General features: G+C 64.6%; 10 protein-coding genes. 7 read left to right on the plus strand and 3 right to left on the minus strand.

The features are described from left to right. Positions 1–5: 5 nt before the first annotated feature. On the minus strand, positions 6–599 hold the full coding sequence (gene iscR, locus CFE42_RS03425) for a Fe-S cluster assembly transcriptional regulator IscR (RefSeq protein WP_004635714.1): 594 nt from the start codon (positions 597–599) through the stop codon (positions 6–8). 423 nt (positions 600–1,022) lie between these two features. Between iscR and CFE42_RS03430 the strand changes: the two genes are divergently transcribed. The 5 genes from CFE42_RS03430 to rbsK are packed head-to-tail and all read left to right on the plus strand — an operon-like array spanning position 1,023 to position 6,651. Then, positions 1,023–1,982 (plus strand): sugar ABC transporter substrate-binding protein, encoded by a 960-nt coding sequence (locus tag CFE42_RS03430; protein WP_004635715.1) that lies wholly within the window; start codon positions 1,023–1,025, stop codon positions 1,980–1,982. A gap of 29 nt (positions 1,983–2,011) precedes the next feature. Beyond that, entirely contained in the window at positions 2,012–3,592 is a 1,581-nt protein-coding gene (locus tag CFE42_RS03435; protein WP_004635716.1) for a sugar ABC transporter ATP-binding protein, read from the plus strand. Further along, positions 3,582–4,589, plus strand: a complete 1,008-nt coding sequence (locus tag CFE42_RS03440; RefSeq protein ID WP_004635717.1) for an ABC transporter permease — start codon at positions 3,582–3,584, stop codon at positions 4,587–4,589. Before CFE42_RS03435 ends, CFE42_RS03440 begins: the two co-directional genes overlap by 11 nt. An 18-nt stretch (positions 4,590–4,607) precedes the next feature. Further along, positions 4,608–5,648, plus strand: a complete 1,041-nt coding sequence (locus CFE42_RS03445; protein ID WP_004635719.1) for a LacI family DNA-binding transcriptional regulator — start codon at positions 4,608–4,610, stop codon at positions 5,646–5,648. Between the two features lie 37 nt (positions 5,649–5,685). Then, the gene (gene rbsK, locus CFE42_RS03450; protein ID WP_004635721.1) at positions 5,686–6,651 is read left to right on the plus strand and encodes a ribokinase; all 966 of its coding nucleotides are present in this window, start codon (positions 5,686–5,688) and stop codon (positions 6,649–6,651) included. On the opposite strand, the gene CFE42_RS03455 is transcribed toward rbsK, so the two are convergent. Both CFE42_RS03455 and uvrB read right to left on the minus strand, forming a co-directional pair. Continuing rightward, positions 6,648–8,732 carry a site-specific recombinase gene (locus CFE42_RS03455; RefSeq protein WP_004635723.1) on the minus strand — a complete coding sequence of 695 codons (2,085 nt, stop codon included), beginning with the start codon at positions 8,730–8,732 and terminating at the stop codon, positions 6,648–6,650. The genes rbsK and CFE42_RS03455 overlap by 4 nt on opposite strands. Before the next feature lie 174 nt (positions 8,733–8,906). Then, positions 8,907–10,997 carry an excinuclease ABC subunit UvrB gene (gene uvrB, locus CFE42_RS03460; RefSeq protein WP_004635725.1) on the minus strand — a complete coding sequence of 697 codons (2,091 nt, stop codon included), beginning with the start codon at positions 10,995–10,997 and terminating at the stop codon, positions 8,907–8,909. A 336-nt stretch (positions 10,998–11,333) separates the two neighbouring features. Between uvrB and CFE42_RS03465 the strand changes: the two genes are divergently transcribed. Together CFE42_RS03465 and phaZ are read left to right on the plus strand one after the other, a co-directional pair. Further along, positions 11,334–12,530: an amino acid aminotransferase gene (locus tag CFE42_RS03465; RefSeq protein WP_004635727.1), complete on the plus strand. Its 1,197-nt coding sequence runs from the start codon at positions 11,334–11,336 to the stop codon at positions 12,528–12,530. A 206-nt stretch (positions 12,531–12,736) separates the two neighbouring features. Continuing rightward, positions 12,737–14,008, plus strand: a complete 1,272-nt coding sequence (phaZ, locus tag CFE42_RS03470) for a polyhydroxyalkanoate depolymerase (protein ID WP_004635729.1) — start codon at positions 12,737–12,739, stop codon at positions 14,006–14,008. Positions 14,009–14,188: the final 180 nt, after the last annotated feature.

Below are 14,188 nucleotides of genomic sequence, written 5' to 3' on the forward strand. Positions count from 1 at the left end.
CGCAATCACGACTGCGCCAGACTGAAAACGGAGTTGACCAGCGGTGCTCGCTTGACGGGCTCGGCGGCCACCGACGCGGTAGCCGGCGTGTCAACGGCGCGGGCGCGTGTCGGTGTGCGTTCGCGGCGAGCCGGACGCGCTTCACGCATGTCCTGGATCACTTCTGGCTGACGCTCGCGTTGCTGATCGACCAGGTTCTGCAGCGACACCGAATCGAGATACTCGACCATCTTCTGATTGAGCGTGGCCCACAAATCGTGCGTCATGCAGCGGCCCGTATGGCCACCGACATGCTCTTCGCCGCCGCAGTTGCCCTTGCCGCCGCATTGGGTGGCGTCCAGCGGCTCATCCACGGCGATGATGATGTCGGCAACGGTAACGTCGTCGGCACGGCGGGCGAGGCTGTAGCCGCCGCCCGGACCGCGCACGCTTTCCACGATTTCGTGGCGGCGCAGTTTGCCGAACAGCTGCTCAAGATACGACAGCGAAATCTTCTGACGCTGGCTGATGCCGGCCAGCGTGACCGGACCCTGCTCTTGGCGCAGCGCCAAGTCAATCATGGCGGTGACCGCGAAGCGGCCTTTGGTGGTCAATCTCATGGCGTCGGGGAAATACCTGATCGTTTTGCTCAAGTATAAAGGAACCCGACAAAATCGGTCAACTAAGGTGTCGGGGGATTCCGCGTCGCAGCAAGGGGATTTGCAGAGCCCGAAAAACGGGATGGCCACGCGGCAGGCCGTATTGTGGACTAAAACAATCAACCACGTTGGATAGGGCTATCACGCCACTCCGGCAGCGCAACTTGCGAGTCCGTCGTCAAGGCGCCGTCACTGCGGGTTTTTACTTATGCGGTGGAAAGCGCAATTTCGTTGACTTCTGTTACGCGGTAGCCGAGACTGTCAGGTACGCAAACGTTTGCGAAGAGCGAGGCGCGATTGCCCTTAGAGATGCCTGACGGCATGAGGCAGCGACGACGCCCGCACCCACCCGCCCCAGATAGGCCTCTTCCTGGAGGAGACACCATGGATATCCGCCGTCGCCGCGCCCTGCAACTTGGCGCGGGCTCTGTCGTAGCTGCTGCTCTGCCGTTCCCATTTTCGCTGGCGCACGCCGCCAACCAGCCGCCCAAGGTGGCGTTGGTGATGAAGTCGCTTGCCAACGAGTTCTTCCTGACCATGGAGAACGGCGCGCGTAAGCATCAGAAGGATCACGCGTCGGAGTATTCACTGCTGACCAACGGCATTCGCGACGAAACCGACACCGCTGGCCAAATCCGTCTGGTCGAGCAGATGATCGTCGCGCGCGTGGATGCGCTGGTGCTGGCCCCGGCCGATTCCAAGGCGTTGGTGCCGGTCGTCAAGAAGGCCGTGGACGCGGGCATTCTCGTCATCAACATCGACAACAGGCTGGACCCCGCGGCACTGAAAGAGAAAGGGCTGAACGTGCCCTTCGTGGGGCCGGACAACCGCAAGGGTGCACGACTGGTGGGCGACTTCGTTGCCAAGTCGCTCAAGCCGGGCGATGCCGTGGGCATCATCGAAGGCATACCGACCACCACGAACGCCCAGCAACGTACCGCTGGCTTCAAGGACGCCGCCGAAGCCGCCAAGCTGAAGATCGCGGGGGTGCAATCGGGCGAATGGGAAATCGACAAGGGAAACAAGGTGGCAGCCGCCATGCTGCGCTCCGAGCCCGACCTGAAGGCCCTGCTGTGCGGCAACGACAACATGGCGATCGGCGCCGTATCGGCTGTGCGCGCGGCGGGCAAGCTGGGCAAGGTGCTGATTGGCGGCTATGACAACATCGACGCCATCAAGGCCATGCTGGCTGACGGGCGTGTCGTTGCGACGGCCGATCAGCACGCCGATCAGCAAGCCGTCTACGGCATCGAGACCGCCCTGAAGGCGTTAGCCGCCAAGACGCCGCAAGCGAAGCTGTCGGGTGTCGTCGAGACACCGGTCAACCTCGTCACGCGCACGTAACGCCACAGACCGGCAAGCCGCCGCCAGCCATGTCTGCCGCTTACGAACCGCGCCCGCCGCTGCTGCGTGTTTCCGCCGTCAGCAAGCACTACGCCGCCCCCGTGCTGCGAGATATCGATCTCGACGTGCACGCGGGCGAGGTGCTCGCGCTCACGGGGGAGAACGGCGCCGGCAAGAGCACGCTCTCCAAGATCCTCTGCGGGCTGGAGACGGCAACCTCCGGGTCGATGACGCTTGCCGGCACGCTCTACGCGCCTGATTCGCGCAGCTCAGCGGAGGCGCTGGGCGTGCGCATGGTGCTGCAGGAACTGAGCATGGTGCCGACGCTGACAGTGGCCGAAAACCTGTTCCTCGGCGAACTCCCCCGGCGGCTGGGTTTCGTGGATCGCTCTGCGCTGCGCTTTCGGGCCGAACAGGCGCTTGCGCGCGTGGGCCTGGACCTCGACCCCTGGACGCCCGTACACACGCTCGGCATCGGCCACCGGCAGATGATCGAGATTGCCCGCGCGTTGGCAAGCGCATGCCGTGTGCTGATCCTCGACGAGCCGACGGCGATGCTGAGCGCGCACGAAAGCGCCACGCTGTTCGAGCGCATCGACGCGCTGCGCCGCGAAGGCGTGGCGATCATCTACATCTCTCACCGCCTGGACGAACTGGCGCGCATTGCGGATCGCATCGTCGTGCTGCGTGACGGCAAGCTCGTCACCGATGCGCCGGCTGCGACGGTCACGCAGGATGCGCTGATCCAGGCGATGGTCGGTCGCGACGTGGCCGCCTCGTCCGAAACGCTGCGGGCCGCGCGCGAACCGTGGCTCGGTGACGGCTCACCGGCGCTGCGGGTGACCGGGCTGACGCGTGCCCCGGCTGTGCGCGATGTGAGCTTTGACGTGGCGCCGGGAGAAATCTTCGGCATCGCGGGCCTGGTCGGTGCGGGGCGCACGGAACTGCTGCGGCTGATCTTCGGTGCGGACCGCGCGGATGCGGGCAGCGTCGAAGTCGGCTCGCCGCTGGCGCCAGTGCGCATCCGTTCGCCGGGCGACGCGGTGCGCCACGGCATCAGCCTGCTCACCGAAGACCGCAAGGACGAAGGCCTGCTGCTGAGCCTGCCCATCGCGACCAACATCGCGCTGGGCAACATGCCAGGCGTAACGAAGCGCGGCTGGCTGCAACCGGCACGCGAGCGGGTGCTGGCGCAGCGGCACATCGGCGCATTGCGCATCCGTTGCGCTGGGCCCGAGCAACCGGTCGGTGAACTCTCGGGCGGCAATCAGCAGAAGGTGGCGATTGCGCGCTGGCTGGAGCGCGACACGCCTGTGCTGCTCCTCGATGAGCCCACGCGCGGCGTAGACGTCGGCGCCAAGTTCGACATCTATACGCTGCTCGACGCGCTGGCCGCGCGAGGCAAGGCGCTGGTCGTGGTGTCGAGCGATTTGCGTGAACTCATGCAGTTGTGTGATCGCATTGGCGTCATGCGCGCCGGGCGGCTTACGCACATCTTCCAACGCGGTGGCTGGAGCCAGGACGCCTTGCTCGCCGCTGCCTTCGGTGAATCGGAAGAATCCGATTCATATGCACCTCAATCGCCCTCGGAGACCGCAGATGCGCTCTGATTCCACCCTGCCCCCGACGCGGCCCGCTGCAACAGCCGGCACGCGCGCGGCGCTGGGCATGTCGCTTGGCACCATCGGCGGGTTGCTCGCTGCGCTGGTCGCCATGCTGGTGCTGTTCGGCACGCTGTCGCCAACGTTCTTCTCGCTGCCCACGTTCACAACCATCGCCAACGAGATTCCCGACCTGCTCGTGATGGCGGTGGGCATGACATTCATCCTGATGATCGGCGGCATTGATCTGTCGGTGGGCTCGGTGCTGGCGCTGTCGGCTTCGGTGCTGTCGGTGGCCATGACCCAGTTGGGTTGGGGCTTGTTGCCGGCTGCGCTGGCGGGCGTGGTGCTGGCCACGACGGCCGGCATGCTGACCGGCGCAGTCACGGTGCACTGGGGCATTCCGTCGTTCATCGTTTCGCTGGGCGTGCTGGAAATGGCGCGCGGCCTCGCCTACAGCCTCACCGATTCGCGCACGGTGTACATCGGCAGCGCGGTCGACTGGCTAGCCAACCCCATCGCGCTGGGCATCGCGCCGTCGTTCCTGATTGCGATTGCCATCACGGTGGTTGGCCAGATCGTACTGGTGCGTACGGTGTTCGGCCGCTACCTGGTGGCCATCGGCACCAACGAAGAAGCTGTGCGGCTGGCGGGCGTGAACCCCCGCCCATACAAGATTGCGGTGTTCGCGCTGATGGGGCTGCTCTCCGGCCTGGCTGCGCTGTTCCAGGTATCACGCCTGGAAGCCGCCGATCCGAACGCCGGCGTGGGCATGGAGCTGCAGGTGATCGCGGCCGTGGTGATCGGCGGCACGAGCCTGATGGGTGGGCGCGGCTCGGTCGTGCGCACGCTGTTCGGCGTGCTCATCATCTCGGTGCTCGAATCGGGCCTTGCGCAGATCGGCGCCTCCGAGCCCACCAAACGCATCATCACGGGCGCGGTCATCGTCGCAGCCGTGGTCATGGATACCTATCGCAGCAAGCGCAACCGCAGCAAACACCATTAAGAGACCGAGGAGATCGTCATGGCAACCATCAAAGACGTGGCCGCACTGGCCGGAGTTTCGTTCACCACCGTCTCGCACGTCATCAACAACACACGACCGGTCAACGCCGAGACGCGCAAGCGCGTGGAAGAGGCCATCCGGGCCACGCGCTATGTGCCCAGCGCCGTGGCGCGCTCGCTCAAACACCGCACCACGCGCACCATCGGCGTGCTCGTGCCCACCGCCACCAACCCCTACTTTGCGGAGCTGGCGCGGGGCATTGAAGATGTGTGTGCCGCCGCCGGCTACAGCGTCATCCTCTGCAACTCCGACGACGACCCCCGCAAGCAGCGCGACTACCTGCGCGTGCTGATGGAAAAACGCGTTGACGGCATCATCGTCAGCAGCGCCGGGCCAGACACGGCGTTGGTCGAAGCGCTCGGTGAATCCGCCCTGCCCATCGTGATGGTCGACCGCCCGACCGAAGGCATCCAGGCCGATCAGGTCCAAGTCGATCACGAAGAAGGCGCGTACATGGCGACCAAGCATCTGCTGGACCTCGGCCACCGCCGCATCGCCTGCATCAGTGGGCCTTCGGCATTGAGCGTGACGGCGGAGCGCCTGGCCGGTTTCCACCGCGCGCTGCGCGAGGCGGGCGTGCCCGAAGCCACCGCCCGCATTGCCGAAGGCGATTTCACCAGCCCCGGCGGCTACCGCGCCGCGCGCCAGCTGCTGACCGAAGGCGAGATGCCCACGGCCATCTTTGCCGGCAATGACCTGATGGGCATCGGTGCGCTGCGCGCCGCGGCGGAACTGGGCATTCCCGTGCCGAAGGCGCTGTCCGTGATGGGTTTTGACGACATCGAACTGAGCCGCTACGTCTATCCGGCGCTGTCCACTGTCGGCCAATCGATCCGCCAGTTGGGCGAGACCACCGCGCAGACGCTGCTCGAGCATCTCGGCGACAACGCCTTGCGCCATCCTGTGGAAGAGCCGCGTGCACGCCGCATCGTGCTGCCGCCGCGCCTGTCTTTGCGCGAGTCGACCGCCGAGCCCGAGCGCCCCGCCCGCGCCGCCTGATCCCGCATCCCTTTCACGCTTTCAACGTAGTCCCGCCATGGTGGCCAAGCGCCCTTCCGCCTCTTCCGCGCACCCCGCTGCCGACGTGCTGATCGTCGGCAGCCTGAATATGGATCTCGTGATCCGCACGCCCCGCTTGCCGCGTCCCGGGCAAACGGTTGCAGCGCCTGCGCTGGAAACCATCCCGGGCGGCAAGGGCGCCAACCAGGCAGTGGCCGCTGCACGCCTGGGGGCCCGTGTCGCCATGCTCGGCTGCGTGGGTGATGACGCGTACGGCACCGCGCTGCGCGACGGCCTGCGCCGCGAAGGCGTGGACACATCGATGGTGTCGGAGCACGCCGGGGTGGCCACCGGCATCGCCTGCGTGACCGTGGCCAACAGCGGCCAGAACACCATCGTCATCGTGGCCGGCGCCAACGAGTTGCTGACGCCAACGATGATCGAAGCCCAGCGTGCTGCGTTCGAACGCGCGCGCGTCATCGTCTGTCAGTTGGAATCGCCGCCCGATGCGGTGGAATGCGCCCTCAAGCTGGGCCAGCGGCTTGGCAAGACGGTCATCCTGAACCCTGCACCCGCCATCGGCCCCTTGCCTACGCCGTGGATCGCCGCCTGCGATTACCTGATCCCGAACGAAACCGAAGCCGCGCTGCTGACGGCCCGGCCCGTCGATTCGCCCGAAGCCGCACTGGATGCCGCTGCCGATCTCCACGCACAAGGTGCGCGGCACGTAATTGTCACGCTGGGCGCGCACGGCGTTGCCTACGTGGATGCCCACTCGCGCCTGCTGATGCCGGCGCCCACCGCGCATGCCATCGATACCACTGCCGCTGGCGATACGTTCGTGGGTGCGCTGGCAGCGGCATTGGCGGAAGACGCGGCAGCCGATGCAGCCATCGAGTTTGGGCAAGCCGCGGCGGCCGTGTCAGTCACGCGGCTCGGCGCGCAGCCGTCCATTCCGTTCCGCAGCGAGCTGGGTGCGCCTGCCGCGCCTGCCACCCACTAGACCGGCGTACTGGTGCCGGGCGGCGTGCTCGCGGTCGGGGCGCGCGGTACCAGCAGGCAAAGCGGATCCCGCAAGATGCGCCGCCACACGGCACCCGTCACTCGCTTGCGATCGACGCCGCGCAGGTTGCGCGAGCGCATCGCCATGTTGAAGGCCAGCGCAAACGACACCAGGACGTTCAGCACGCCCATCAGCGCAATGCCCGCCACGGCCAGCCAGAACGGCGCCGTGTGCATCACGCTGGGCCCCAGTACGCCCACGGCGGTTGCCACCGCACCCGTCGACAGCGTGACATGACGCACTTCCATATGCGGGCCGAAGAACGACAGGATCTCGGGCCCCAGCCCCAGCATGAAGCCCAGCGACACATTGGCGACGATGCCCGAAAGATTGCGCTTCCAGAAGCTCGCAATACGCTGCGCACCCTGCGTGCCGACCATGAACCGCAGGCGCCGGTGGTAGGCAATCACGTCGTGCACACGGTGCAGCGCAAACCAGTTGTCGGCCCAACCTGCCGCCAGGCTTGATGCCCACAGCAGTACGCCCGTGAAGATGGCGTACAGCGGCGTCGGTCCAAGAATGGAAAACGAATCGATGGTCGCCATCGCCTTCGCCGCCGAAATCAAATCCGCATGGAAGAACCGCCCGGCCAGCCACTGCACCACAAAAGCCACCGGCGCCACTGCTACAAGGTTGCCTGCAATGGCCGCCGCGTTGGAGCGGATCATGGCGACGGTGTCGTCGACAAAGCGGTCCAGCCCTTCCTGGCGCCCGACCTGGTCGAGTCGGTGCGCCAGCGCGGGCGCCGTCATGGCGGGCTGTTTGGTGGCCAACGTGAAATGGGCGAAATGGATGCCGAGAAAGCTGACCGCATAGTTGATCGACGCGAACAGCCCTTCGGTAAAACGCGACAGATGCGCCCCCGTGATGAAGAACTTGATGTACACCGTGGCCGCCGTAATGACGCCACCGCCGGCTGCCGCCTTGACCATCGCGCCGTATTCCTTGCCGTCGCGCGTAATGTAGTGCTCCCCGCTCTCGGCAGACCGCTCGACCACCTTGCGCGCCAGATCGGCAAACGTGGAGCGGATCAGATACCCCACGCTGCGGCGGTGCTGGCTGGCCGACACCAGCTCGGCCGTCATATGCACGAAGCGGCGAGAGCCCTGCGTGTCCGCCCACGCCGAGAGCAGCAGATCGATGCGGCCCAGCCACGCCTTCATGCGTTCGACCTGAAACACGACCTCCACCGAGACGCCGTTCTCGTCCAGATGCTGATACACGCTGGCCGTAGCCGCGCGGCATCGATCCAGCACGGCGCGGAAATAGTTGAGTTCCTGCACAAAACGCTCGGGGCTCGCAAGCGCCGTGTCGGGCCGTTCCAGGAAGATCGCGTTGGCCGCATCGGCGAGCAGATAGAACGGAGAATCGGTGAGTTCCGCATGGTCCATGCGGCTGCGGATACCGCGCGACAAACCCGCCGCACGCACCTGGCTGATCAGGATCTGGATGCCGATGCCAAGGCTGCGTTCCAACCGTGTCTGGCCCGCTGCGTGCTCCTCATCGGTCATCCCCGCACGGAACAGCGCGTGGAGGCGCGTGACCAGTTCGTCGTCAAGGCCACCCACCCACTGCGCATCGGTCGGGCCCACGAACAGCAGTGCAAACAACGTTGCCAGTTGCGCCTGATTGGGTGCGGGCGGCAGCCAGCGCGCCTGCCAGCGGTCGACCAACTCGCTCCAGAAACCCGAGCGTGACGACAACCCCGTATCGCATAACAGCGACACCGGATCGTTGTCTTGCACGATGCTGCGCAATGCCTGTCCGACGCGTTCTGCCAGGGCCGGATTGTTCTCCAGCACCTGCAACAGATAACGCAGACGGGCATAACGCCAGGACTCCGACGCAGCCCCCGCTGGCCGGTCCGCCCGACGCAGCCAGTAAGCCAGCTCGATCAGCCATTCATTGCGCTCGGCCAGACTGCGCGTGGGCTCGAACTGCGCCAGGATGGCATCGAGTTGATGGCTGGCGTGCCGGGAAGCGCGCCACTTGCGCCACGGATTGAGCAAAGAATCGAACATCGAACTCCCTTGATGGCGAACGCGTGCAGTCGAGCGCTGCAGCGCGTGCCGGTTCCCCAGTCAAACGACACGCAGCGCCTGAGCCTGAGCCTGATTTGAAATGGTGTCGACACTCACCCGCCGCCCGCCTCGGGCAAGGCAGCGGGACACCGACAACGCAGATGGCCGCGCAGTTCAGGCGGCCGGAACGATGTGATCTTCGCCGCTCGCTCCAAAGAGCTGCGACTTGAGCTTGGCAAGCTGATCGCGCACCGCCGCCGCCTTTTCGAATTCGAGGTTCTTGGCGTGGTCGAGCATCTGTTTTTCCAGGCGTTTGATTTCCTTGGACGCCTGCTTCTCGCTCATGTCCTCGTACTTGGCGGCCTCTTGCGCGGCCTTCAGTTCCGCGCGCGCATCGTCGACGTTGTACACGCCGTCGATGATGTCCTTGATGCGTTTGACAACGCCGCGCGGCGTGATGCCATGCGCCTCGTTGTGGGCGATCTGCTTGGCGCGGCGGCGTTCGGTCTCGCCAATCGCCTTCTTCATCGAATCGGTCATGCGATCGGCATACAGGATGGCGGTGCCGTTCACGTTCCTCGCCGCGCGGCCAATGGTCTGGATGAGCGAGCGCTCGGCACGGAGGAAACCTTCCTTGTCCGCATCCAGGATCGCCACGAGCGACACTTCGGGAATATCCAGACCCTCGCGCAACAGGTTGATGCCAACCAGCACGTCGAACGTGCCCAGGCGCAGGTCACGGATGATCTCCACGCGCTCGACGGTGTCGATGTCCGAATGCAGGTAGCGGACCTTGACGCCGTTCTCCGACAGGAACTCGGTCAGTTGCTCGGCCATGCGCTTGGTGAGCGTGGTCACCAGCACGCGCTCGCCGGCCTCGACACGCACATGGATCTCGGACAGCAGATCGTCGACCTGCGTCGTGGCGGGGCGCACCTCGATGATCGGGTCGACGAGGCCCGTGGGGCGAACGACCTGCTCGACGACTTCCGTGCCCGCGGTCTTCTTTTCGTAATCCCCCGGCGTGGCAGACACGAAGGTCACCTGCCGCATCTTGGTCTCGAATTCGGCGAACTTCAGCGGCCGGTTGTCGAGCGCAGAAGGCAGCCGGAAGCCGTATTCGGCCAGCGTTTCCTTGCGCGCGCGGTCACCGTTGTACATGCCGTTGAGCTGGCCGATCAGCACGTGCGATTCATCAAGGAACATCAGCGCATCGGGCGGCAGGTAGTCGACCAGCGTCGGCGGCGGTTCGCCGGGCGCGGAGCCAGAAAGGTGCCGCGAATAATTTTCGATGCCCTTGCAGAAGCCCAGCTCCTGCAGCATCTCCAGATCGAAGCGCGTGCGCTGCTCCAACCGCTGCGCTTCCACCAGCTTGTTTTCCTTGTAGAAGAAATCGAGCCGCTCGCGCAGTTCAGCCTTGATGGTCTCGATGGCGCGCAGCACGGTCTCGCGCGGCGTCACGTAGTGGCTCGACGGGTACACCGTAAAGCGCGGAATCTTCTGCCGCACACGGCCGGTCAGCGGATCGAACAGCTGCAGCGATTCGACTTCGTCGTCGAACAGCTCCAGGCGCACCGCCATTTCCGCATGCTCGGCGGGGAAGATGTCGACCGTGTCGCCGCGCACGCGGAAGGTGCCGCGCTGGAAATCCGTCTCGTTGCGTGTGTATTGCATGGCGATCAGGCGCGCGATCACGTCGCGCTGGCTGACCTTGTCCCCCGCGCGCAGCGTCAAGATCATCTGGTGGTATTCGCTCGGATTGCCGATACCGTAGATGGCCGAGACGGTCGCCACGATCACAACATCGCGGCGCTCCAGCAGGCTCTTCGTCGCGGAGAGCCGCATCTGCTCGATGTGCTCGTTGATCGACGAATCCTTCTCGATGAACAGGTCGCGCTGCGGCACATAGGCCTCAGGCTGGTAGTAGTCGTAGTACGAGACGAAGTATTCGACCGCATTGCGCGGGAAGAACTCCCGGAACTCGGAATACAGCTGCGCCGCCAGCGTCTTGTTAGGCGCAAAGACGATGGCCGGCCGACCCACCTGCGCGATCACATTGGCCATGGTGAAGGTCTTACCCGAGCCCGTCACACCCAGCAGTGTCTGGTACGACAGGCCGTCGCCAATGTTCTCGACGAGCTGGCGGATCGCCTCCGGCTGGTCGCCGGCCGGCGGATACGGCTGGTACAACTGGAACGGCGAGCCCTCGAAAGTCACGAACTTCGACTCGTCGTGCGGGCTGGGGACTTGGCTCAGATCGGTCATGGCGGCGGGTGGGATGGCAGCGCGGGAAGTCGACAAAGTGACTCGCACGCCTTCAGCAAGTGAGGGCGGCAGCGGCAATTGCAACCAATCGTGTAGTGTAGCGCGCGCCCTCGGCAATCGTTTGGACATCCCCGTCGGCACATCTGTACCGGACGCCAGAGCACTTTAGGCGCCTGTTCTGCAAGGATTTTTCGGGCGATTAGAGCCTGTATTCGGTACAATCCCTCCTCGTGCGCGCCTCGTTGTACATCTGGCGCCGGGCGAGCCGCCCCGGAGTCCGCGCCGCACCGCCTGCAAGATCCCACCGAATCCCGAACCAACCGATCGAGACATCTCATGTCGCTTTTCTCCGCCGTCGAACTGGCCCCGCGCGACCCCATCCTGGGCCTGAATGAAGCTTTCAACGCCGATACCCGCAGCACCAAAGTGAATCTGGGCGTGGGCGTGTACTTCACCGACGAAGGGAAAATTCCGGTGCTGCGCGCCGTGCAGGAAGCCGAAAAGGCCCGCCTGGCCGCCGCTGCCCCGCGTGGCTACCTGCCGATCGAAGGCATTGCCGCCTACGACCAGGCCGTGCAGAAGCTGCTGTTCGGCGCTGAATCGCCGCTCATCACCGAAGGCCGCGTGGTCACCGCGCAAGCCCTGGGCGGCACCGGCGCACTGAAGATCGGCGCCGACTTCCTCAAGCGCCTGTACCCGAACGCCAAGGTCGCGATTTCCGACCCGAGCTGGGAAAACCACCGCGCGCTGTTCGAATCCGCCGGTTTCGAAGTGGTCAACTACGCGTACTACGATGCCCCGTCGCACGGCCTGAACTTCGCCGGCATGCTGGATTCGCTCAACAGCTACGCGCCGAACACGATCGTCGTGCTGCACGCCTGCTGCCACAACCCGACCGGCGTGGACATGACCACCGAGCAGTGGAAGCAGGTCGTGGAAGTCATCAAGGCCAAGAACCTGATCCCGTTCCTCGACATGGCTTACCAAGGCTTCGCCGACGGCATCCAGCAAGACGGCCTGGCTGTGCGCCTGTTTGCTGAATCGGGCCTGCCGTTCTTCGTCTCCAGCTCGTTCTCGAAGTCGTTCTCGCTCTACGGCGAGCGCGTCGGCGCGCTGTCGATCGTGACGACCAGCAAGGACGAATCCGCCCGCGTGCTGTCGCAAGTCAAGCGCGTGATCCGCACGAACTACTCGAACCCGCCGACGCATGGCGGCACGATCGTCGCCAGCGTGCTGACGAGCCCGGAGCTGCGCGCGATGTGGGAGCAGGAACTGGGCGAAATGCGCGATCGCATCAAGTCGATGCGCAACGCACTGGTCGACAAGCTGGCCGCCAAGGGCGTGAAGACCGATTTCTCGTTCGTGAAGGCCCAGCGCGGCATGTTCTCGTACTCGGGCCTGACCTCCGCGCAAGTGGATCGCCTGCGCACCGAGCACGGCATCTACGCCGTGTCGACCGGCCGCATCTGCGTGGCCGCGCTGAACACGCACAACATCGATGCCGTGGTGAATGCCATCGCTGATGTTCTGTAAAGGTGCTGTAGGCATCACGCCTTAGGTGCAATTGCAAAAAGAAAAGCGGCTTCGGCCGCTTTTTTGCTGCATCGGAATAGACTGACACGGGCGCATCATAGAAGCGGTGCAACACTCTGTTATCAGGGTTTATGCTGCATCGCAGTACCGTGCACTCAGGTGCATAATCGTTCGCGTCGCCCTCGCCACCACAGACCGGTCCAGCCATGCTTTACCAGCTTCACGAATTCCAGCGCGCCCTGCTCAGCCCCATGACAGCTTGGGCCCAAGCGACTGCCAAGACCTTCACCAACCCACTGAGTCCGCTGTCTCTGATGCCCGGCGCGCAACGCTACGCTGCGGGCTACGAGCTGCTGTACCGCCTGGGCAAGGAGTACGAGAAGCCAGAATTCGGCATCCGCTCCGTCAAATCCAACGGCCGGGACATTCCCATCGTCGAGCAGACCATCGTCGAAAAGCCGTTCTGCCGCCTGATCCGCTTCAAGCGCTACGCCGACGACGCCGAGACCATCAAGCTGCTCAAGGATGAACCGATCGTGCTGGTGTGTGCGCCGCTTTCGGGCCACCACTCCACGCTGCTGCGCGACACCGTGCGCACGCTGTTGCAGGATCACAAGGTGTACGTGACCGACTGGATCGACGCTCGCATGGTGCCGACCGAGGAAGGCGCCTTCCACCTGTCGGACTACATCAACTACATCCGCGAGTTCATCAACCACATTGGCGCCGACAAGCTGCACGTGATCTCGGTGTGCCAGCCGACCGTGCCCGTGCTGGCCGCCATCTCGTTGATGGCCTCGGACGGCGAGAAGACGCCGCGCACGATGACCATGATGGGCGGCCCGATCGACGCCCGCAAGAGCCCGACCGCCGTCAACTCGCTGGCGACCAACAAGGCGCACAGCTGGTTCGAGAACAACGTGATCTACACGGTGCCGGCCAACTATCCGGGTCATGGCCGCAAGGTGTATCCGGGCTTCCTGCAGCACGCCGGCTTCGTAGCCATGAACCCGGACCGCCACCTGTCATCGCACTACGATTACTACCTGAACCTGATCGAGGGTGACACGGAAGACGCTGAGGCCCACGTGCGCTTCTACGACGAGTACAACGCCGTGCTGGACATGGCCGCCGAGTATTACCTGGAGACCATCCGCGACGTATTTCAGGAGTTCCACCTGGCCAACGGCACGTGGGTGGTAGAAGGCAAGCCGGTGCGTCCGCAGGACATCAAGAGCACCGCGCTCTTCACCATCGAAGGCGAACTGGACGACATCTCCGGCAGCGGCCAGACGGAAGCAGCGCATGGCCTGTGCACCGGCATCCCGAACGCGCGCAAGCAGCACCTGACGGCGCCCAAGTGCGGCCACTACGGCATCTTCTCGGGTCGCCGCTGGCGCGAGCAGGTATATCCGCAGTTGCGTGATTTCATCCGCCGCTATGACGAGAATGCTCCTCGCATCAAGGCTGTCGCCTGACCCTGAAGCCCCCAAGAAAAAGCCTCGCAACCGCGAGGCTTTTTTGTTGTGCGTGACCCGTCCTGAATAAGGTTGACACTTTTTCCCCGCCAGGGAGTGAGGGTCAAGATGGAAGGGCAGAAGAAGCGAACGCAGAGGGACTACACGCTGGCTTTTAAGTTGGCAGTGGTTGAGCAGGTG

The sequence above is a fragment of the Ralstonia sp. PBBBR1 genome (genome assembly GCF_002256165.1).
In the GTDB taxonomy this organism is placed as follows: Bacteria; Pseudomonadota; Gammaproteobacteria; order Burkholderiales; family Burkholderiaceae; genus Ralstonia; species Ralstonia thomasii.